This window comes from Cupriavidus sp. GW822-FHT02D05, assembly GCF_058802485.1.
Genome location: NZ_JBXAOE010000038.1, coordinates 13,385 through 34,258, shown reverse-complemented (window position 1 = coordinate 34,258; position 20,874 = coordinate 13,385). Strand labels below are relative to the sequence as shown.

Here is a 20,874-nt window from a genome sequence, read left to right as displayed (position 1 = left end):
ATTTCAAGGCCTGACTGCACGGCCCTTGATGTGGCGCAGGAAATACGTTGCACCTTGGCCACCCACGCGGCTTCAGGCGGCCGCCAGCGACCGCTTGTCCTCCAGGTTGCGCACCAGCACCAGCGCCTCCCCGGCCAGCACCACGCGGCCATCGTCGCCGGTGACCACCGTGGCCAGGTTGACCAGGTCCTTGTCGCCGCGCAGGCGCACGATGCGCACCGATGCGCTCAGCAGCTCGCCCAGCCGCGCGGGCGAGCGCAGCCGCAGCGACTGCTTCATCCAGCCAGTGCCGCGGCCCGGCAAGCGCGTGCCCAGCAGATCCGAGAACATGCCGGCCAGCAATGGCAGCGGCACGATGGTGCCCTCGAAGCCACGGCTGTGGGCGAACACCGGGTCGGTATAAAAGGCATTGCCATCGTCGGTCAACGCCACGTATTCATCGATATCGCCCGCGCTGAAGCTGCGTACCGCCGAAGCCTCCTGGCCCACGCTCAGGTGATAGAGCGCACGGTCGCCAGCTGGCTGCCCCACAAGCTGCCCGGCGGATTGCGCAACTTCGTCGGCATCCTGGCGCTGGGCCTCGGCCAGCGATTCCGCGCTGGCGTCGACCAGCAGCACCGCGTCGCCATGTGCCGTTATCTGCTCATCCGTGACGGGCGTGCGGTTGCGGCCACGCTGCACGCAGCGCACCGACGTGTCCAGCGCGATCCGGTCGCGCCCGGGCGTTTCGTTCAACACCAGCACGGCGGCCACGCCGTCGCCGACAAAGGTGGGACGCGGGAACATCAGCGTTTGCGCGATGGGCAGCACCGGCCGGGGGTTGCTGCGCTGCATCTGCGCGCAAAGCAGCGAGAAGAGGAACATGCCATGCGCGACCGTGGCGCCAAAATGCGTCGTGCGGGCGAACGCCGGATCGCAGTGGATGGGGTTGTCATCGCGCGAGAGCGAGGCGAAGCGGTCGAAATCTTCTTGCGTCAGAACGCGTGGGCGGGATGCCTTCATCAGTTGGGTACCTCTACGGTGCTGCCGTTGACCGTGATCCGGTCCGCATCGGCGGGCGTTGCGGCAAACGGCGGCAGGTTGGTGGGCAAGATGGCGGGTGCCGGCGACGCGGTGCCACCGCGCGCGACCGTGCGCACCACCTGCGAGGGTGGCAGCGCGCGGCCGTTGGCGAGGTTGTCGTAGACCGCGTCGAGCGCCCGGTTCAGGTAGACGTGGAGCGGGATGAAGCGGTTGTCGTAGCCCGCTACCGCGCCGATGAAACTGTCGAAATGCTGGCCATTGGTGACTTCCATATAGGACAGCTTGCTGGCGCTGCCCTCCTGGAGCCGGTTGTAGCCGAGATAAGGCCGCGACGTATGGTTGACCGGCAGCAGCGCATCGCTGCGGCCATGCACGATGATGGCCGGCTTGCCGTGCAGGTTGCCCGAGCGCAGCGTCTGGGCCAGGCCCGCCTGCAGCGCCTGGGCCTGCGCGCCGGTGCCGGTGAGCAGGCCGCGCAGGCAGCGGGCGCCGTCGAGGTTGGCATCGGCCACATTGTTGCTCGGCGACTGGGAATAGATATCGCGCAGCGGGCCGCCGGGATTGTTGTCGTTGATCAGCTGCACGCCGGCCGCCGGCGGCACGCCATTGCCTGTCGCGTACAGCACATTGAGCGTAGCTGGCGCAATCGCCGCCGGCGTCAGGACTGCCGTGCCGGTCGCGGCAAAGCTGAAGCCGCACAAGCGATCCGCCACGCCGGCCCGCGCGAGCGCGTTGGCAAAGGTCACCGAGACTGCATTGGCCACCTCAAACAGGGCCAGCGACGGATGGAGCGCATCGGACTCGGCTTCCCAGCCAAAGGCGTGCAGCGCCTGCAACGCGCTGACGGACTGGCTGGCGGCATCCGGCCCGGTCACCAGGCCCGCGTTGGCCAGCGACTGGCAGCGGTTGAGCGCCGGCTGCGCCAGCCCGACGGTGGGCAGCGCGTACAGCGCCACACCCGGCGCATTCACCAGCGCGCTCGCCTGCGAGGTGCAGAGCTGCAGCAGGTTGGCCGTGGTGGTGTAGTCATACAGCGGGCGCCCGGACAGGCTGACCGGCACGCCGCCACGGGTGACGGTGACGCCCGTGTTGCTGGGCAGGTTGAGGTTCGGCTCGCCCACCGCCACGCCGTCGATCAGGCCCTGGGTGTCCTGCTCCGCCGCGGCAATCGCCGCGCCGCCGCCGTTGGACACGCTGGACGCGATCACCACGACCTTGTCCGGGCCCAGGCTGCGCTGGCGCGTGCCATCGGTGGTCACGTTGCCAAAGCGGTCGTTGATGGCCCAGATGGCGAAACTGGCGGCCTGCAGCGTGAACGTGCCCCAGTCCTTCTCGGGGTTGCGCTGCGAGTGCGCGTGCTTGAACGCCAGCCGGTGCGGCGCCAGCGCATTGAACGCGGCCAGGCTGGTGTTGGGAAACGGCGCGGCAAACTGCGCGTTGGCGCCGGCCGCGGCGCGGCTGGCGCGGGTGCCGTCGATCAGCGCAACGGTATCGGTGTCCAGGTCGTGCGGCGCGGCACCGGTGCCTTTGTCCGTGTAGGCGACGGCGCAGCCGCGCTTGAGTGCCCACTCACCGGTGGAGATCGCGCCATAGACGCCGCGCGAGCCGGACGACGTGGCGGTGATCAGGCACGGCTTGGCCAGATTGAAGCTGTCGGGAATCTGCACCAGCATGGTTACGTTCTGCTGGCCGCTGCCATCGTCGGAGAAGGCCAGGTACTCGCGCCCGGCGACCTTGCCCTGCCCCGTCGTGATGTTGCCTTGCGCGTCCACATTGGGGCCGTACAGCGAGCCATAGCCACCGCCCGCCGTGGTATCCACCAGCGCGCGGTAGTTGGTGTAGATGGCGTAGCGGCGCAGCTCGGCCGCGGTGGGCGCGGCCGGATTCAGCGGCAACGGCGCGGTGGCGGAGCCCAGGCCGTCCTTGCCGAGGCCAGCAGTGAGCAGGTCGTCCGTGTTGCCGTCGTAGGTCTTGATCGTGACCGTGCCGATATTGGCCGGCTTGGTATTGGGATTGGTATTGCCGCTGCTGGTGTTGTTATCGCCCGAGCCGCACGCCGCCAGCAACAAGCCCGCCGCCCCTGCCAGCGCCAGGCACACGCCGTATCTGGTCAAATCGCTATGCCCTGCAAGTCCGCGCAACATGTTGTGCCCCCTTATTGCATGCCGGCCCGGCATGCTGGATCGATCGGAACGCAATACAGAAACGACAGAAACGAGAATTTCACGAGACAGCCACTGCATGACTTCACACGGCGCGCCGCCCTCACTGCGACTGGAAGCGCGCGCGCAGCTTGTGCTTTTCCACCTTGCCCGACGGCGTGCGCGGCAGCGCCTCGATCATCCGCACGTGGCGCGGCACCTTGTAGCTTGCCAGCGCGGCGCGGCAATGCGCGAGCACGCCTTCGGCATCGAGCGCCATGCCGGGCTTTGCTACCACCAGCGCCATGCCGACCTCGCCCCAGCGCGCATCGGGCACGCCGATGACGGCGGCCTCGGATACGGCAGCAAGCTGAAACAGCACATTCTCCACTTCGGCCGGGTAGACGTTCTCACCGCCGGAGATAAACATGTCCTTGGCGCGGTCGACGATGTAGTAGTCGCCCTCCTCATCCATGTAAGCGATATCGCCCGAATACAGCCAGCCGCCACGGATGGCGGCCTCGGTGGCCTCCGGCAGGTTCCAGTAGCCGGGCGTGACGCCCGGCCCCTTGATCAGCAGCTCGCCACGTTCGCCCGGCGCCACGTCGCGGCCCTGTGGATCCACCACCCGCGTCAGCATGGAGCCGACCGGCTTGCCGATGGTGCCGATCTTGCGGCGCGCCGTGGCTTCGTCGCACACGAACACGGTTGGCCCGGTCTCGGTCATGCCAAAGCCGAAGCAGATCGTCACGCCCTTGGCCAGGTAGGCCTCGAGCAGCGGCCGCGGCACCGCGGAGCCGCCCGCGGACATATTGCGCACGCGGGAAAAATCCGCCGCCGCGAAGCCGGCATGCTGGCTCAGGAACAGGTAGACCGCGGGCACGGCGAAGAACATGGTGATGCCCTCCCCGGCGCTGGCATCGAGCTTGCGCAGCGTCACCTCGGCGTCGAACTGCCGCATGATGTGCACGGTGCCGCCGGCATGCAGCACGGGATTGGCGTACAGGTTCAGCCCGCCGGTATGGAAGAACGGCAGCACGTTCAGGAACACGTCGTCGCGCGTGATCTTGTTGGCCAGCATGGCGTTGACGGCGTTGAAAAACACCATGCCGTAGGTCTGGATCACGCCCTTGGGCCGTCCCGTGGTGCCCGAGGTGTAAAGCAGGTGCCAGACCTCGTGCTCATCGCGGCACGGCATCTCGATGACACGCCCGGAACTACCCGCCAGCATCGCTTCGTACTCGGTCCAGCCGCCCGGCACGTCCGCGCTCTCGTCGTCAGCCAGGTGCAAAACCGCGCGCAGCGGCAAGGTGTCGGCAAGCGCGGCGGCGGTGGCAAGAAAGCCATCACCGGCCACCAGCACGTCGGGCGAGCAGTCGCGCAGGATCGGTAGCAGCTCCGCGGCCGCCAGCCGCCAGTTCAGGCAGACCATCACCATGCCGGCCTTGGCGCAGCCATAGAGCATCTCGAAATAGTCCGAGCTGTTGTGGGCCAGTACGGCCACGCGGGCCCCGGGCGCCAGCCCCAAGCGCTCGCCCAGGTATTCCGCGAAGCGGCTGGCGCGCTCGTCGAACTGCCGGTAGGTCACCGTGCGGCCGCTCTCCACGTCAACCAGGGCGACTTTGTCCGGCGTATGCAGGGCATTCTTGTGCAGCCAGTCGACTACGTACATGGTCTGGGATCTCCGCTTGTGGATGTTCTTGTTATCTTGCTAGCCTTTTATTGCATGCAGATCTACGACGCCACCTCGTGCTCGGCGCGATCGCCGCGCAGCCGCCCGACGATGCCTTGCGGGAAGTAATACACGCTGAGGATAAACAACAGGCCGAGCCACAGCAGCCAGCGGTCCGGATGCAGCAGCCCCGACAGCAGCGGGATCGCCGCGGTGGCATCGCTCGCCAGCTTCATCACGTCCTGCAGGTAGGTCTGCGCCACCAGGAACAGCGTGGTGCCGATCAGTGCGCCGTACAGCGTGCCCATGCCACCGATCACCACGATCAGCAGGATGTCGACCATGATCTCGAAGGACAACGAGGTGTCCGGGCCGTTGTAGCGCAGCCAGAGCGCCATCAGCACCCCGGCCAGCGTGGCGAACCCGGCCGACAGCACGGTGGATACGGTACGGTACACCACGGTGCGGTAGCCGATGGCCTCGGCCCGGAAATCGTTCTCGCGAATCGCCTGCAGCACCCGGCCGAACGGCGAGTTCACCACGCGCAGCAGCAACAGGAACAACACCAGCGCGCTCGCAAACACGAAGTAATAGGAAAACAGCTTGCCGTTGAGCGGCACGCCGAGCCACTCGGCGTCGCCCAGCGAAAAGCCCGGCGTGAACACCTCCGGCACCTTGAAGCTGATGCCATCCTCGCCGCCGGTCCACTCGGAGAGCTGCGACACCAGCGTGGCAAAGGCGGTGGCCACCGCCAGCGTGATCATGGCAAAGAAGATCGCCCTGACCCGCAGCGAGAACAGCCCGATCAGGAAGGCCAGCAGCATCGACACCAGCAGCGCGCCCAACGTGCCGAGCGCCAGCGCGCCCCACCCCGGCTCCAGCCGCGACATGGCGATCGCCACGCCATAGCCGCCAATGCCGAAAAACATGGTGTGGGCAAAGGAGACGATGCCGGTATAGCCGAGCAACAGGTCGTAGCTGGCCACCAGCACCACGAAGATGCAGATCTTGGCCGCCATATTGAGCGCGCGCGCACCGGGAAACAGGAAAGGTGCGCACGCCAGCGCCAGCAGCATGGCCACCAGGATCGCGGTCAGCACGCGGCTTCGTGGCAGGTCGCCGGAAAGCAGTCGGGTCATGGTTTTTCCTAGGCGCTCAGCGCTTGGCTACCGGGTAAAGGCCCTGCGGACGCCACAGCAGGATCATCACCATCAGCAGGATGTTCGAGAACAGCGCCACCTTGGGAAACAGGAAGCCGGTGTAGTTGGCCATCAGGCCCACCAGCAAGGCGCCGACAAAGCAGCCGGTGGTGGAGCCGAGCCCGCCGATGATGATCACGATAAAGATCAGCACATTGACCTGGGCCCCGATGGACGCGGTAATGTTCTGCTGGTACAGCCCCCATAGCACGCCGCCCATGCCGGCCAGCCCCGCCCCTACCACGAACACGCCGATGAACAAGAGCCGGATGCGGTAGCCGAGCGACTCCACCATCTCGCGGTTCTCCACGCCGGCGCGGATCAGCAGACCGATGCGCGTGCGGTTGAGCACCAGCACCATGGAGATAAAGATCACCAGCCCGAGCACCACGGCGATGAGCCGGTACTTCTCGATGGCCGCGTCGCCCAGCAGCACCGCGCCGCGGAAGGTCGTGGGCACCTGCAGCGCGATGGTCTCAGCGCCCCAGATCGCCTTGATCAACTGCTCGGCCACGATCATGCCGCCCATGGTGATCAGGATCTGCTTGAGGTGCTGGCCGTAGACCGGGCGTACCACGATGCGCTCGAACAGGAAGCCAATGGCGCCCGCCGCCGCCATCGCCGCCAGGATGGCCAGGCCAAACACCGCCAGGTTGAGCCACAGGCTGTCTGCCTCGACCCAGGCGCCCAGCGGCAGCAGCACGGATGCCGCCACATAGGCTCCCAACGCGATAAACGCGCCGTGCCCGAAGTTGAGCACGTCCATCAGCCCAAACACCAGCGTCAGGCCCGACGACACCACGAACACGATCATGCCCATGGCAAGGCCGGCGATGGTCAGCGTCAGCCAGGTCGAACCGCTGCCGATCAAGGGATAGGCCAGCAGCATCAGCAGCGGCGCCAGCGCCAGCGGGGTCCAGTCGAGCCGGACCTTGGGCAGATCGGCCGGTGTCGCCGGGGTGGTGGGTAAGGAGCTTGTACTCGCCATTGTCTCGGTCCTGACGATATCTTGTTATGTGTCTTGTCTTGCTGGCCGCCATCGATGCGCGCTGATGCGCGCTACTGGTGCGCCGCCAGCGACAAACCGAGCAGCCGCTGCTGCAGGCTTTCGTCCCCCGCCAGCGCTGCCATCGTTCCCGTATGCACCACGCGTCCGTCATCCATCACGGCAACGGTATCCCCCACCGACTTGGCCATGTGGAAGTTCTGCTCCACCAGCAGGATCGATACGTCCGTCTGCTTGAGCTCGCGGAACACCGTGATCATGTTCTGGATGATGGCCGGCGCCAGGCCCTTGGTCGGCTCGTCCACGATCAGCAGCTTGCGCGGCTCGATGATGGCGCGCGCCACCGACAGCATCTGCTTCTGCCCGCCGGACAGCACGCCGGCGCGCTGGTGCCAGAAGATCTTCAGCGCGGGGAACATGCGGAACACCCAGTCAAGCCGCTGCCCGTCGATCGCGCCGCTGCGCGCGGCCAGCCGCATGTTCTCGGCCACCGTCAGCTCGGAGAACACGCTCATGTTCTCCGGCACATAGGCGATGCCGGCCTGCGCGATGGCGGGCGTGCCGCGGCGCGTGATGTCGGCCCCGTCGAACACGATCCGCCCTTCGCTCGTCTGCCACAGGTTCATGATGGTGCGCAGCGTGGTGGTCTTGCCCGCGCCGTTGCGCCCCAGCAGCATGGTCACGCCGCCGCGCGGCACGGCAAAGCTCACGCCGTGCAGGATGTGATATGGCCCGATGTGCGTCTGCACGCCATCCAGGCTCAGGATGGGTGCTGCGGATGCTGGGGATAATGCGGGTGCTGCCGGTGCTTCAGCCATGACTGCCCTCCTGCTGCGCGCTCTCGTCGCCGGCAGCGATGCCCAGGTACGCCTGCTGCACGATCGGCGAGGCGATCACCTCGGCCGGATCACCATCGGCCATCAGGTTGCCGTTATGCAGCACGATGATGCGGTCGGCCAGCGAGCGCACCACATCCATCTTGTGCTCCACCAGCAGCACCGTCTTGCTCTTGTCGCGCTTGATCTCCTGGATCAGGCCGAGGATCACCGGCACCTCGTCCACGCTCATGCCGGCGGTCGGCTCGTCGAACATGAAGATGCGCGGCTGCAGCGCCAGCAGGATGCCCACCTCCAGCTTGCGCTGGTCGCCGTGCGGCAAAGAGGCCACCGGCAGGTGGCGCTTGTCGGCCAGGGCCACCCGTTCGAGACAGTCCTCGGCCTGCTCGCGGACCGCGCGGTTTGCGCTCCACACGCTCCACAGATCCAGCCCGATGCGCCGGCGCGACTGCACTGCCAGGCGCACGTTCTCGAACACCGACAGATTGGGAAACAGGCTGGTCAGCTGGAAGGCGCGGCCAATGCCGCGCAGCGCCTTGTGCGGCACCGGCAGGCGCGTCACGTCCTCGCCGTCGAGCAGGATCTGCCCGGCGCTGGGCGGCAACTGGCCCGAGATCAAGTTGAAGTACGTGGTCTTGCCGGCCCCGTTGGGGCCGACGATGCAGGTCAGCTCGCCGGGATGAAACGCGCAGGACACCGCGTTGACCGCCACGTGGCCGCCAAAGCGGATGGTGAGATCTCGCGTCTCGAGCGCGGGCGGCCCCGCCACCGCCCGCGAGAGCGCTGCCGTTGTATCGATGGAAGCGGCGCCCACTGTCATCACCGCTTGTTGCGGATCGGCACGTTCATTTCTTCCGGCTTGATCTCGCGGACCAGCTCGGGCACCCCCCAGGCGAACGCGGGATCGACCTTGATCTTGAAGTGGTACATCGACTGCAGCGCCTGGTGGTCTTCCTTGCGGAAGGTCATCTTGCCCTTGGGCGTCTCGAACGACATGCCCTCCATCGCGCCGATCAGCTTCTCGGTGTTGGTGTCGCCATTGGTCTTCTTGAGCGCCTCGACCAGCGCGATGCCAGCCGTCATGCCGCCGGCGGTGAAGAAATCGGGGGGCGACTTGAACTTGGTGTAGTGGTTGGACACCAGCCACTCGTTGGCCTTGTTCTTGGGAATGCCGAAGTAGTAATACGTCGCGCCTTCCATGCCGGGGAAGTTCTTGTAGTTGCTCATGGCGGGCAGGATATTGCCGCCGGTGGCGATTTCGATGCCGTAGCGCTTGGGATCGAGATCGGCAATCTTGAACGGGTTGCCGGCGCCCGCCCAGATGATGAAGATGATCTTGCGGCCCGGCTTGTCCTTGAGCGAATCAAACAAGCGCTGCGCCCCGGCGGTAAAGTCCGTCGTGTTGGTCGGCAGGTATTCCTCGTGCACGATCTTGGCGTTCTTGAGCGCGCCCTTGAAGGCCTTCACGCCGTCACGGCCAAAGGCGTAGTCCTGCGCCAGGGTGGCGATCTGCACGCCGGGCTTGTCCAGCGCCACGGCGTTGGAGATGGCATCCTGCGACGAATTGCGGCCAGTGCGGAAGATGTAGCGGTTCCACTTCTCGCCGGTGATGGAATCCGCCACGGCGGGCTCGACCAGCAGGATCTTCTTGTACTCCTCGGCCACCGGCAGCATCGCCAGCGCCGTGCCGGAGGACGTCGGCCCCACGGCGATATCCGCCCGATCGTCGCTATACGCCGCGGCAAGCTGGGCCTTGGCCACGTCGGGCTTGCCCTGGGTGTCCTTCTCCATCACCACCAGCTTGTTGCCATTGACCATCATGGTGCCGTTGGTGGCGTAATCCAGCCCCATCATCAGCCCGGTCTGGGTCTGCTTGGCGTAGGCCTCGAGCGCCCCGGTCTTGTCGTAGACGTGGGCGATGCGGATGTCCTTGGCAAGGGCGCCGCCGGCGGCCAGCAGGCTGGCCAGTGCGATCGCGCCAGCGGCTTGGTGCTTGAATTGCATTCTTGTCTCCTCTGAGGGTGTCGCTTGTCGTTGCAAGTGCAGATCCTGCCTGCTTGTTGCTGCTTCGCTTTCCTGTGCTCGTTCCTGCGCTCGTGTCTGTGCTCGTGTCTGTGCTCTTTCCTGCCGTCCTGCCTTTCCGTTTGCTGCCTTAGCCTGTGCAGCCATCGCCAAGGAAGCGGCGCATGCCTGCCGCAGCCTCGGCGCTCGTCACCTGCGCCACGAACGCCACGCGCTCGCGCTCCAACCCAGCGGCCAGCGCATCGGCATCCCAGCGCAGCAGCGCGCGCGTATGCGCCACGCTGCCCGGTACCTTGTCCTTCAGGCCGGCCGCCAGGGACAACGCCATCGCCTCGGCCTCGCGGGCCGGCGCGAGATGCGTCGCCAGGCCCAGTGCCACGGCCTGGCTGGCCGTCAGCGTGGTGTTCTCAAGCTGGATCGCCCGCGCGCGCGCGACGCCGATCAGTTGCGGCAGCATCGCCGTCCAGCCACCGTCCGGGCTGAATCCCACCACGGTGTAGTAAGGCGCAATGCGCGTGCCCTCGCCCAGCACCGTCATGTCGCAGGCCAGCACCAATCCCAGTGAGCCCCCCGTCAGCCAGCCCTCCACCGCCGCGATCACCGGGCGGCGCAGCGCCGCCAGGCGCAGGATAGCTGCGTTGAGCAGGCCGAGCAGGCGCTGCGCATACTGCGCCAACTCCGCGCTTTGCGGCACAAAGGCGGCAAAAGCACCGACATCGCCGCCCGTGGAAAAAGAGCGCCCCGCATGGCTCAGCACCACGGCGCGCACCTCCGGGTCCGCCTCCATGCGCTCCAGCGCGGCCAGCAGCGCTTCGAGCAGTTCCGGCACCAGGCTGTTGTGCCGCTCGGCGCGATTGAGCCGAAGCACGGCCGTGCCGCCAACACGTTCGACCAGCACCAACGCGCTCATCGCGCCGCCAGCCCGTGCGAAATCATGTCGAAGGCCGTATCGACCACCTTGTCCATCGACGCCGGCCGTTTCCACAGTGCATAACGCATGCCTAGGAAATTGCTGATGCCGATCAGGCACCACGCCCGCACTTCAGCGTCGCCCGGCGAGATCTCGCCCTGCTCCTCGGCCTTGCCCAGGCGCCGGCTGTAGACGTCGGCGAACACCTGGAAGTAACTGCTGTAGATGGTCTCGTCAACCGAGTAGGAATCGAGCACGATGCGGTACAGATTCTTGTGGCGCGACACAAAGGACAGGAAAGCCTTGAGCCCGAGCCGCTCGGCCTCGATCTGTGTCTGCGCCGGCCCCACGTGCTTGCGCAGGTGGGCCCGCACCAGTTCCAGCATGTGCTGCACCAGCGCGCGGAAGATGTCTTCCTTGTCCTTGAAATAGAGATAAAAGGTGCCCATGGCCACCTCTGCCTCCTGCGTGATCTCGGAGATCGAAGCCACGTAGTAGCCCTTCTCGCCGAACACTTTCTCGGCGGCGCGCAGCAGCGCTTCGCGGGTCTTCTGGCCGCGCGCGGTCTTGGGCTGGCTTACGCCGGATTCGGTAAGGGACATCGGGGCTCCGCAGTGGCTCGTCAGACCGGAAAACGGCAGTCAGTCAGCGGTATTGCACCGCGAAAACTGCCTCCTCCGGCGACTCTCAAAACATGATAACTGATTCATGTTTCATGATATAAAGTTAGCGATCCGTATGTCAATACATGGCTTACCCGGAGCTTTGGCCACGCACGTGGCCGGGCCAGATGCCCAGACTGCAAGTTCGCCATTGGATGCTTCGCACGCGATGACTAACGCCGAGCCCTCCCCCGCCTTCGATAGCCACCCTGCTTCCGGTTCGCGGCCCGGCTGGCGGGAGGCCGGCGATGGCCGGGCACTGCTGTTGCTGCACGGCTGGTCGCTATCCGGCGAGGCGTTCGGCGGCCAGCGCGCGCTGGCGCGTGATGGCTATCGTGTGATCGCCCCGGACCATGCCGGGCATGGCTTGTCTGCTGCACTGTCGCACGCCGGACAAACCAGCCTTGCGCAGCTTGCCGCCGATGCTGCCGGGTTGATCGGGTACCTGGGATTGCGGGACGTGGTGGTGATTGGGTGGTCGATGGGCGCCATGGTGGCCTGGGAATTGATGCGCGGGGACCCCGTCCTGCCCCTGGCGGCAATCGGCGCCATCGACATGACACCGCGGCTGGCCAGCGCGGCGGACTGGCCGCATGGCCTGCATCCGAACTACGACACCGCGCAGGCGGCCCACATGGCCGCGGACGTGCGCCGGGACTGGCCGCGCCTGATCGATTCAGTGCGCGCCGGCTTATGGGCTGCCGGCAGCAAACCCGATGCGCACGAGACGGACCGGATCACCGGCATCATGCGCCAGTGCGCGCCGGATGCGCTTGCCGCGCTGTGGGAAGACATGGCCCGCCAGGACTACCGCCCGGCGTTGCGCCAGGCTCGCCTGCCTTTGTTCCATCTGGTTGGGGAGCGCAGCCGCCTCTACGCGCCGGCAGTGGGACAGGCCACGCTGGCACTGCAGCCGGCTGCCCGGCTCGCCACCATCGACGGCACCGGCCATGCCCCGCACATGGAACGGCCAGCCGCCTTCAACGCCGCACTGGTGGAGATGCTTGGGTGGCTGGATTCATTAGAGTCATTGGATTCATTGGAGTCCTCAGGCTCATTGGCTTCTACGGGCGCTCAGGCCAGCAGCCGGTAGGTCCACAGGCCCAGTACGGTCAGCAGCAGCGAGCCGCCAAGGTGCGCCAGCAGGTGCACCGCCGCCCAGCCATAATCGCCCGCCATCAGGTTGCCCACGACCTCGCTGGAGAACGTGGAAAACGTGGTCAGGCCGCCCAGGAAGCCGGTCACCGCCAGCAAGCGCCATTCGGGTGACAACTCCACATGCGCACCGAAGAATCCCACTGCCAGCCCGATCAGGTAGCCGCCGACCAGGTTGGCCGCCAGCGTTCCATAGGGCAATGCCGGGTTGGCGGCATTCCACAGCACGGAGAACGCCCAGCGCAGCCAAGCTCCCACCGCGGCCCCGACCCCGACCGCCACAAAACCGAGCGCGCCCATCAGCGCTTGAGACCCAAGGGTTCCGCCGGCTCCGCCTCGCCTTCGCCGCTGGCATTGAGCGAGCGAATGCCCCAGCGCGCCAGCGCGGACGCGTCGGTCACGCGTGCGTCGACCCAGCGCGCACCCTCCGGCGTCTGCTCCTTCTTCCAGAACGGCGCCTCGGACTTGAGGTAATCCATGATGAATTCGCAGGCGGCAAAGGCATTGCCGCGATGAGCGGAGGCTACCGCCACCAGCACGATCTGGTCCAGCGGCAGCAAGGGGCCAACGCGATGCACAATGGTGACGCCAAGCAGCGCCCAGCGCTCCCGCGCCACCGCTTCGATCCGGGCCAGCGCCTTTTCGGTCATGCCGGGATAATGCTCCAGCTCCATCGCGCTGACCGCGCTGCCGTCGTTCATGTCGCGCACCGTGCCAACAAAACTGGCCACCGCGCCCACGCCTGGCTGCTCGCGGCGCAGTGCCGTCACCTCGGCGCCCAGGTCGAAATCCTCGCGCTGTACTCTGACGCTCATTTCAGCCTCCGGTCACGGGCGGAAAAAACGCCACTTCGCAGCCCTCGGCCAACACGCTGTCCGCACTGGCCACCTCGTGGTCCACGGCCATGCGCAAGGCACGGCCCTCGGCCAACACCTCGGCCCACGCGCCGCCGCGGGCTCCAAGCCAATGGCGCAGGTCCGCCACGGTAGCCACCTCGGCCGGCACCGCGACACGCTCCTGCCCCAGGCCCAGCTGCTCGCGCACGCTGGCAAAAAAACGGAGTTCGATGTTCATGGCGGTCTCGCTCCTTATGCCAGCAGGCCGTCGAAACCGATGTACTGCACGGTATCGCCCCGCGCGATCGGCTGATTGGGCGGGTTGTCGACCAGGCCCTCGCCCCACACCGTGGAAGTGAGCACACCCGAGCTCTGGTTGGGGAACAAGTCGAGCCCGCCGGCCTGGTTGAGGCGCACGCGCAGGAACTCGTTGCGGCGGTCGCCCTTGGGCAGGTCGAAATCGGCACGTAGCGGCAGCCGGCGCGGCATCACGTCCTGCACGCCTTGCAGCCGCAGGATGAAAGGCCGCACAAACAGCAGGAAGGTGACGAAGCTCGAGACCGGATTGCCCGGCAGCCCCAGGAAAAATACCGGCGCCTGCCCAGTGCGCGCCACCTCGCCGAAAGCCAGCGGCTTGCCCGGCTTGATAGCGATCTGCCACAGGTTGAGCCGGCCTTCGGCCTCGACCGCCGGCTTGATATGGTCTTCCTCGCCCACCGAGACGCCGCCCGAGGTGATGATCAGGTCATGCCCCTCGGCCGCCCGGCGCAAGGTGTCGCGCGTCGCGGCCAGGGTGTCAGGCACGATGCCGAAATCGCTGACCTCGCAGCCGAGGTTTTCCAGCAGCCCGCGCAGCGTGAATCGGTTGGAGTTGTAGATGGCGCCCGGCTTGAGCGGCTCGCCCGGCATGGCGAGTTCGTCGCCGGTAAAGAACACGGCCACCTTGACGCGCCGCACCACGTCCAGCGACGCCTGCCCCACCGAGGCCGCCAGGCCCAGCGCCTGCGGCGTCAGGCGCGTGCCGGCCGGCAGGATCACGCTGCCGGCGCGGATGTCCTCGCCGGCCCGGCGGATCCACTCGCCCGGCTGCGGCGTGTGATTGACGATCACATCCTCACCCTGCGCCACGCACTGCTCCTGCATGACCACCGCGTCGGCCCCCGGCGGAATCAGCCCACCGGTAAAGATGCGCGCCGCCGTGCCAGCCGCCAGTGCCGTGCCGACATGGCCGGCGGGGATGCGCTGGGCCACGCGCAGGCGCGAGCCTGGCGCCGCCAGGTCGGCGCTGCGCACCGCGTAGCCATCCATCGAGGTGTTGTCAGCCGGCGGCACGTCCAGCGTGCTCGACACCGGCGCGGCCAGCACGCGGCCATTGGCGTCGAGCGTGGCGATGTGCTCTGCCTCGGCAAGCGGGCGGGCGCCGGCCAGCAAGGCTTCGAGGGCCTGGGCCATGGTCAACATGGGGGGGCGGGCGGGCGCGGCGGCTTCGGTCATGAGGAAAACGGGTAAGTGAGACAGCGTAGTCAGCGTAAGCAGCGTAGGCAGTGTCAGACCGCAAACCCATGGCCATTCAGCGCCCATGGGAAACGGCCCGCGTACCGCCCCCGATACATCCGGAGCAATGCGAGGGCCGTGCGATTTCTGCTCGGCAAGTCTGATTGTAGCGAGTTGGCGCGCTGCCGGCAGGAACACCGCCGGCAGCGCCCGGGGCTTACAGGCCGGTGTGGCCGGCGATGTAGGCCTTGATGCGGTCGGCATCCGCCGGCATCACCTCGAAGCGCTGCGGCAGGTTTTCGATGCCTTCAAAGGCTGCCGGACGCTCCGGCTCATGGCCAAGCGCCTCGCGGATGGTGTCGGCGAACTTGGCCGGCAGCGCGGTCTCCAGCACCAGCATCGGCACACCGGGCGTGAGATGCTCGCGCGCGACCTTGATGCCATCGGCGGTGTGGGTGTCGATGGTGATGCCGTAGCGCTCGGACAGGTCGCGGATGGTGGCGAGGCGATCTTCGTGCGTGCTGCGGCCCGAGACAAAGCCGAAGGCGCGGATGCGCTCGAATTCCGGTGTGCCGGACAGGTCGAAGCCACCCTTGGTGTCGACGTCTTCGCGGAACATCTTGGCCAGCTTGTCGCCATCGCGGCCCAGCAGGTCGAAGACAAAACGCTCGAAGTTCGACGCCTTCGAGATGTCCATGCTCGGACTGGAGGTGTGATACGTCTCGGCCGACTTGCGCACGCGGTAAGTACCGGTGCGGAAGAACTCGTCGAGCACGTCGTTCTCGTTGGTGGCAACCACCAGCTTGTCGATCGGCAGGCCCATCATGCGCGCGATATGGCCGGCGCAGACGTTGCCGAAATTGCCCGACGGCACGCAGAACGAGACCTTCTGGCCCGGGCCGTCGGTAGCCAGCAACCAGCCCTTGAAGTAGTACACCACCTGGGCCACCACGCGTGCCCAGTTGATCGAGTTGACCGTGCCGATCTTCTGGCGAGCCTTGTAGCCGAGGTCGTTGGAGACCGCCTTGACAATGTCCTGGCAGTCGTCGAACACCCCTTCCACCGCCAGGTTGAAGATGTTCGGGTCCTGCAGGCTGAACATCTGCGCGGTCTGGAACGCGCTCATCTTGCGGTGCGGGCTTAGCATGAAGACACGGATGCCGCGCTTGCCGCGCATGGCGTATTCCGCAGCGCTGCCGGTATCGCCGGAGGTAGCACCCAGGATGTTCAGCTCCTGTCCGGCACGCGCGAGCGCGTACTCGAACAGGTTGCCGAGCAGTTGCATGGCCATGTCCTTGAAGGCCAGCGTGGGGCCATTGGACAGGCCCAGCAGCTGCAGCTGCGTGCCGCCCTCTTCGCCCAGCGTGCGCAGCGGGGTGATGTCGGCGGTGTTGTCGCCGGGGCGGGCGTTGCAGTACACCTCGGCGGTGTAGGTCTTGCGCGTCAGGGCGCGCAGGTCCTCGGCCGGGATGTCGTCGCAGAAGCGGGACAGGACTTCAAAGGCGAGATCGGCGTACGACAGCTTGCGCCAGGCTTCCAGCTCGTCGGCCGTGACCTGCGGGTACTCCCGGGGCAGGTACAGGCCACCGTCCGGCGCCAGGCCGCCCAGCAGGATCTCGGAGAAGGTTTGCGGCATCTCATGGCCGCGCGTCGACTGGTATTTCATCGGTGCGTTCAGTTCAGTTCTTCCATGCGCAGGCGCGTGACGGCCGACAGCACGGTCGGCAGCGCCTCGATCTTGGCGATGGCGGCGTTGACCTGCTTCTCGAGGGTGAGGTGCGAGAGCATGATGATGTCGGTCTGCGGCTCGCCTTCACGCGACTCCTTCTGCAGCATGGCATCGATGGAGATGCCGGCGTCAGCCAGGATGCGGGTGATGTCGGCCAGCACGCCGGTCTCGTCCGCCACGCGCATGCGCAGGTAGTACGAGCTGGTGACTTCCTCGATCGGCAGCACCGGCACGCTGGACAGTTCGTCCGGCTGGAAAGCCAGGTGCGGCACGCGGTGCTCGGGGTCGGCAGTGTGCAGGCGGGTCACGTCGACCAGGTCGGCGATCACGGCCGAAGCGGTCGGCTCGGCGCCAGCGCCCTTGCCGTAGTACAGCGTGGCGCCCACGGCATCACCTTGCACCAGCACGGCGTTCATGGCGCCTTCCACGTTGGCGATCAGGCGCTTGGCCGGCACCAGCGTCGGGTGCACGCGCAGCTCGATGCCGTTTTCGCGACGGCGCGTCAGGCCCAGCAGCTTGATGCGGTAGCCCAGCTCTTCCGCGTAGCGGATATCCACGGCCGACAGCTTGGTGATGCCTTCCACGTAGGCCTTGTCGAACTGCACCGGCATGCCGAAGGCGATCGAGCTCATCAACGTGATCTTGTGCGCGGCGTCGATGCCTTCGATGTCGAAGGTGGGATCGGCCTCGGCATAGCCCAGCGCTTGCGCTTGCTTGAGCACGGTGTCGAAGTCCAGGCCCTTGTCGCGCATTTCCGACAAGATGAAGTTGGTGGTGCCGTTGATGATGCCGGCGATCCACTCGATGCGGTTGGCGGTGAGGCCTTCGCGCAGCGCCTTGATGATGGGGATGCCGCCGGCTACCGCGGCTTCGAAGGCGACGATCACACCCTTCTTGCGCGCGGCTTCGAAGATCTCGTTGCCATGCACGGCCAGCAGCGCCTTGTTGGCGGTGACCACGTGCTTGCCGTTCTCGATGGCCTTGAGCACCAGCTCGCGGGCGATGCCATAGCCGCCGATCAGCTCGATCACGATGTCGATCTCGGGGCGGGTGACGACCTCGTTGGCGTCGGCCACCACCTCGACCTGCCCACCGGTCAGCTCGCGGGCGCGCTCGGTGTTGAGGTCGGCCACCATGGCAATCTCGATGCCGCGCCCGGCGCGGCGGCGGATTTCTTCCTGGTTACGTTGCAGCACATTGAACGTGCCGCTACCGACGGTACCGATGCCAAGCAGGCCTACTTTGATGGGATTCATGGACGATCTGACTCTGAGTTGCTGAAAAATGGATTGCGCCGCAAGCGTGCCGGTTCAGGCCGCGCGGCCGTGGCGTTTGCGGTAGGTCTCGAGGAAGCGCCCGACGCGGCTGATGGCCTCGCGCAGGTCTTCCTCGTGGGGCAGGAACACGATACGGAAATGGTCGGGCTTGCCCCAGTTGAAGCCAGTGCCCTGCACCAGCAGCACCTTGGACTCCTGCAGCAGCTCATAAATGAACTCCTGGTCGTCCTGGATCGGGTACATCGATAGATCGAGCTTGGGGAACAGGTACAGCGCGGCCTTGGGCTTGACGCAGGTGACACCCGGGATCTGCGTGATCAGCTCATGGGCAAGATCGCGCTGGCGGCGCAGGCGCCCGCCTTCGCCCACCAGGTCGTTGATGCTCTGGTAGCCGCCCAGCGCGGTCTGGATGGCCCACTGGGCCGGCACGTTGGCGCACAGGCGCATCGAGGACAGCATGTTCAGCCCCTCGATATAGTCCAGCGCGGGCCGCTTGTCGCCCGACACCACCATCCAGCCGGCGCGGTAGCCGCACGAGCGGTAGTTCTTGGACAGGCCGTTGAAGGTCACGGTCAGCACATCGGTCGACAACGCGGCGATGGACGTGTGGCTATGGCCGTCGTACAGCACTTTGTCGTAGATCTCGTCAGCAAAGATGATCAGGCCGTGTTCGCGCGCGATCGCCACGATAGACTTGAGCAACTCGTCCGAATACAACGCACCGGTGGGGTTGTTCGGGTTGATGACGACGATGGCCTTGGTATTCGGCGTGATCTTGGCGCGGATATCGTCCAGGTCGGGCATCCACTCATTGGCCTCGTCGCACACATAGTGCACCGGGGTGCCGCCCGACAGGCTCACCGCCGCAGTCCACAACGGATAGTCCGGCGCCGGGACCAGCACTTCGTCGCCGCTGTTGAGCAGCGCATTCATGGACATCACGATCAACTCGGAGGCACCGTTGCCAACGTAGATGTCGTCCAGCCCCACACCCTCGATATTCTTCTGCTGCGTGTAGTGCATGATCGCCTTGCGCGCGGCGAAGATGCCCTTGGAGTCCGAGTAGCCAGCCGAATTGGGCAGGTTGCGCATCATGTCCTGCTGGATCTCTTCCGGCGCATCGAAGCCGAAGACGGCCAGGTTGCCGATGTTCAGCTTGATGATCTTGTGGCCTTCCTCTTCCATCTGCTTGGCCTTCTCCAGCACCGGGCCGCGGATGTCATAGCAAACATTGTTGAGCTTGTTGGATTTCTGGATCGGTTTCACGGCGATGTTGGCAGGAGGCAAGCGCCGCCGGGTAGCGGCGGCTATCTAGGGAATCTGGGTGGAAATGGAGCGGCCCGGGTAGCCTGTGCGCTGCGTTGCAACGCAAAACGTGGCAGGCAGGGAGGCAAAAGCTATAATTTATCGGATTATGACAGACTTCGGCAGGGATTCTTGCATTGCAGCGTACGCCGCCGGTACCACGGGGCCGCGGCAAAGCCGCCCGGCCCGCCTGCCTCAAAATGCTCTCAACCCGCCCTGCGCTGCCCCGGCCGAGTCGCCGCGCGCGCCGCGAAGGGCAGCGCCAGATAAGGTTCGCCCTTGAAACTCCACGCTGACCAGCCCAATGCCCTCAATACGGTAACGTCGTACGGCCCGGGCTATATCGAAATCAATATGGTGCGCCACACCCAATCCGTGCTGGTCATGCCCGAAGGCGAGATCCGGCCCTGGCCGGTGCAACGCTTCGAAGACCTGGAACCCGCGCACTTCGAGGGCCTGCTGGCGCACTCGCCCGAGGTGGTGCTGCTGGGCACCGGCAGCCGCCTGCGCTTCCCGCATCCCCGGCTGACCGCCTCACTGGCGCGCCTGCATGTCGGGGTGGACGCCATGGATCTGCAGGCCGCCTGCCGCACATACAACATCCTGATGGCTGAAGGCCGCAAAGTGGCGGCCATCCTGCTGCTGGAGGAACCTGCCTGAGCCCGCCCGGCGGCCCGGGAGGCCGGTTCTCGCAAGTTAGGCACACGCCACGCTTGAAGTTAGCCGCCCTGCCCCCATCTGCCGCCACCATGGTGACCGCACTCACGCAGCCACCCCCTTCCTGTCCCTCCCAGGAGCCATAAGAATGACAACAGCCAGTCTCAGCCAGCCCGTACCCGATTTCAGCGCGCCCGCCACCGGCGGCACGTTCAGCCTTGCCGCCCAGCGTGGCAAAACCGTCGTCCTGTATTTCTATCCCAAGGACAACACCCCGGGCTGCACCACCGAAGCCATGAACTTCCGCGACCAGCATGACGACTTCGTCAAGGCAGGCACGGTGGTCTTCGGCATCTCGCGCGACAGCCTGAAGTCACACGAGAACTTCAAGGCCAAGCTGGAACTGCCCTTCGAGTTGATCTCCGATGGCGATGAAGCCGTGTGCCATCTGTTCGATGTCATCAAGATGAAGAAAATGTATGGCAAGGAAGTGCGCGGCATCGAGCGCAGCACCTTCATCATCGACGGCAAGGGCATCCTGCGCCATGCGCTGCGCGGCATCAAGGTGCCCAACCACGTCGACGAGGTGCTGGAAATCGTGCGCGGACTCTGATCCGGGGCTTGATCCACGGCGATTCGGCCCGGCGCTTTAATGCGGCGCAGCAACACCTTCAAAAGTCCTCTCGGCAAGCGATTGCAAAAGAGAAAACCTTCGGATACATTGACCTTTAATGAGTTCAAGATCCGGATGCCACGCTGCTTCATCGTCCCGGCCCAGGCGCACCCTGCCACAGGCCGGTAGCGGACCTGCCGTGTCTCCGGTCCGAAAAAAAGCCGCCAAACCTGCTACCCAGGTTGGCGGCTTTTTTGTTTGTGTGTTTTGTACGCACAGGACACGATCCCCAAGTACGCGGCGCCATGCGGCCGCGCCGGTGTCCTGCGCCGTTTTC

The 20,874-nt window shown here is 66.0% G+C and carries 20 protein-coding genes; 3 read left to right on the top strand and 17 right to left on the bottom strand.

What is annotated here, in order from left to right; genetic code table 11:
* Positions 1-72: 72 nt before the first annotated feature.
* The 10 genes from AC1RQK_RS35015 to AC1RQK_RS34970 all read right to left on the bottom strand — a co-directional run bounded on the left by AC1RQK_RS35015 (position 73) and on the right by AC1RQK_RS34970 (position 11,411).
* A complete protein-coding gene (locus tag AC1RQK_RS35015) occupies positions 73-1,002 on the bottom strand; it encodes a MaoC/PaaZ C-terminal domain-containing protein (RefSeq protein WP_492376399.1) in 930 nt (309 codons plus the stop codon).
* The gene (locus tag AC1RQK_RS35010; protein WP_492813967.1) at positions 1,002-3,167 is read right to left on the bottom strand and encodes a D-(-)-3-hydroxybutyrate oligomer hydrolase; all 2,166 of its coding nucleotides are present in this window, start codon (positions 3,165-3,167) and stop codon (positions 1,002-1,004) included. Before AC1RQK_RS35010 ends, AC1RQK_RS35015 begins: the two co-directional genes overlap by 1 nt.
* Before the next feature lie 121 nt (positions 3,168-3,288).
* Positions 3,289-4,836, bottom strand: coding sequence for an acyl-CoA synthetase (locus AC1RQK_RS35005; protein ID WP_492813965.1), 1,548 nt, complete (start codon positions 4,834-4,836; stop codon positions 3,289-3,291).
* Between the two features lie 62 nt (positions 4,837-4,898).
* Entirely contained in the window at positions 4,899-5,975 is a 1,077-nt protein-coding gene (locus AC1RQK_RS35000) for a branched-chain amino acid ABC transporter permease (RefSeq protein ID WP_492813963.1), read from the bottom strand.
* A 16-nt stretch (positions 5,976-5,991) separates the two neighbouring features.
* Positions 5,992-7,023, bottom strand: a complete 1,032-nt coding sequence (locus AC1RQK_RS34995; protein WP_174427409.1) for a branched-chain amino acid ABC transporter permease — start codon at positions 7,021-7,023, stop codon at positions 5,992-5,994.
* 71 nt (positions 7,024-7,094) lie between these two features.
* The gene (locus AC1RQK_RS34990) at positions 7,095-7,859 is read right to left on the bottom strand and encodes an ABC transporter ATP-binding protein (protein ID WP_492813961.1); all 765 of its coding nucleotides are present in this window, start codon (positions 7,857-7,859) and stop codon (positions 7,095-7,097) included.
* Positions 7,852-8,697: an ABC transporter ATP-binding protein gene (locus AC1RQK_RS34985; RefSeq protein WP_492376403.1), complete on the bottom strand. Its 846-nt coding sequence runs from the start codon at positions 8,695-8,697 to the stop codon at positions 7,852-7,854. The genes AC1RQK_RS34990 and AC1RQK_RS34985 overlap by 8 nt, the downstream gene beginning before the upstream one ends.
* The gene (locus AC1RQK_RS34980; protein WP_492376404.1) at positions 8,697-9,881 is read right to left on the bottom strand and encodes a substrate-binding domain-containing protein; all 1,185 of its coding nucleotides are present in this window, start codon (positions 9,879-9,881) and stop codon (positions 8,697-8,699) included. The genes AC1RQK_RS34985 and AC1RQK_RS34980 overlap by 1 nt, the downstream gene beginning before the upstream one ends.
* A gap of 148 nt (positions 9,882-10,029) precedes the next feature.
* Entirely contained in the window at positions 10,030-10,809 is a 780-nt protein-coding gene (locus tag AC1RQK_RS34975; protein ID WP_492813959.1) for an enoyl-CoA hydratase/isomerase family protein, read from the bottom strand.
* On the bottom strand, positions 10,806-11,411 hold the full coding sequence (locus tag AC1RQK_RS34970) for a TetR/AcrR family transcriptional regulator (RefSeq protein ID WP_006161576.1): 606 nt from the start codon (positions 11,409-11,411) through the stop codon (positions 10,806-10,808). The genes AC1RQK_RS34975 and AC1RQK_RS34970 overlap by 4 nt, the downstream gene beginning before the upstream one ends.
* 229 nt (positions 11,412-11,640) lie before the next feature.
* Here AC1RQK_RS34970 and AC1RQK_RS34965 point away from each other — a divergent pair, with 229 nt between their 5' ends.
* Complete coding sequence (locus tag AC1RQK_RS34965; protein WP_492813957.1) at positions 11,641-12,564, top strand: alpha/beta fold hydrolase; 924 nt, start codon at positions 11,641-11,643, stop codon at positions 12,562-12,564.
* On the opposite strand, the gene crcB is transcribed toward AC1RQK_RS34965, so the two are convergent.
* The 7 genes from crcB to AC1RQK_RS34930 form a co-directional block, all read right to left on the bottom strand.
* Positions 12,546-12,926, bottom strand: coding sequence for a fluoride efflux transporter CrcB (gene crcB / locus AC1RQK_RS34960; protein WP_174427404.1), 381 nt, complete (start codon positions 12,924-12,926; stop codon positions 12,546-12,548). The two genes, AC1RQK_RS34965 and crcB, sit on opposite strands and share 19 nt — an antisense overlap.
* Positions 12,926-13,441: a molybdopterin synthase catalytic subunit MoaE gene (moaE, locus tag AC1RQK_RS34955; RefSeq protein WP_416048910.1), complete on the bottom strand. Its 516-nt coding sequence runs from the start codon at positions 13,439-13,441 to the stop codon at positions 12,926-12,928. Before moaE ends, crcB begins: the two co-directional genes overlap by 1 nt.
* A gap of 1 nt (position 13,442) precedes the next feature.
* On the bottom strand, positions 13,443-13,700 hold the full coding sequence (moaD, locus tag AC1RQK_RS34950) for a molybdopterin converting factor subunit 1 (protein ID WP_043347211.1): 258 nt from the start codon (positions 13,698-13,700) through the stop codon (positions 13,443-13,445).
* Between the two features lie 14 nt (positions 13,701-13,714).
* Positions 13,715-14,956, bottom strand: a complete 1,242-nt coding sequence (locus AC1RQK_RS34945; RefSeq protein ID WP_492813954.1) for a molybdopterin molybdotransferase MoeA — start codon at positions 14,954-14,956, stop codon at positions 13,715-13,717.
* Between the two features lie 217 nt (positions 14,957-15,173).
* A complete protein-coding gene (gene thrC / locus AC1RQK_RS34940) occupies positions 15,174-16,622 on the bottom strand; it encodes a threonine synthase (protein ID WP_253928313.1) in 1,449 nt (482 codons plus the stop codon).
* Positions 16,623-16,630: 8 nt separating this feature from the next.
* On the bottom strand, positions 16,631-17,941 hold the full coding sequence (locus AC1RQK_RS34935; protein WP_006161584.1) for a homoserine dehydrogenase: 1,311 nt from the start codon (positions 17,939-17,941) through the stop codon (positions 16,631-16,633).
* A 54-nt stretch (positions 17,942-17,995) separates the two neighbouring features.
* The gene (locus tag AC1RQK_RS34930; RefSeq protein ID WP_174427399.1) at positions 17,996-19,228 is read right to left on the bottom strand and encodes a pyridoxal phosphate-dependent aminotransferase; all 1,233 of its coding nucleotides are present in this window, start codon (positions 19,226-19,228) and stop codon (positions 17,996-17,998) included.
* Positions 19,229-19,546: 318 nt separating this feature from the next.
* On the opposite strand from AC1RQK_RS34930, the gene AC1RQK_RS34925 reads away from it, so the two are divergent.
* Both AC1RQK_RS34925 and AC1RQK_RS34920 read left to right on the top strand, forming a co-directional pair.
* Positions 19,547-19,927, top strand: coding sequence for an Mth938-like domain-containing protein (locus AC1RQK_RS34925; protein ID WP_150983650.1), 381 nt, complete (start codon positions 19,547-19,549; stop codon positions 19,925-19,927).
* Positions 19,928-20,072: 145 nt separating this feature from the next.
* Entirely contained in the window at positions 20,073-20,537 is a 465-nt protein-coding gene (locus AC1RQK_RS34920; RefSeq protein WP_150983651.1) for a peroxiredoxin, read from the top strand.
* The last annotated feature ends 337 nt before the right edge of the window (positions 20,538-20,874 follow it).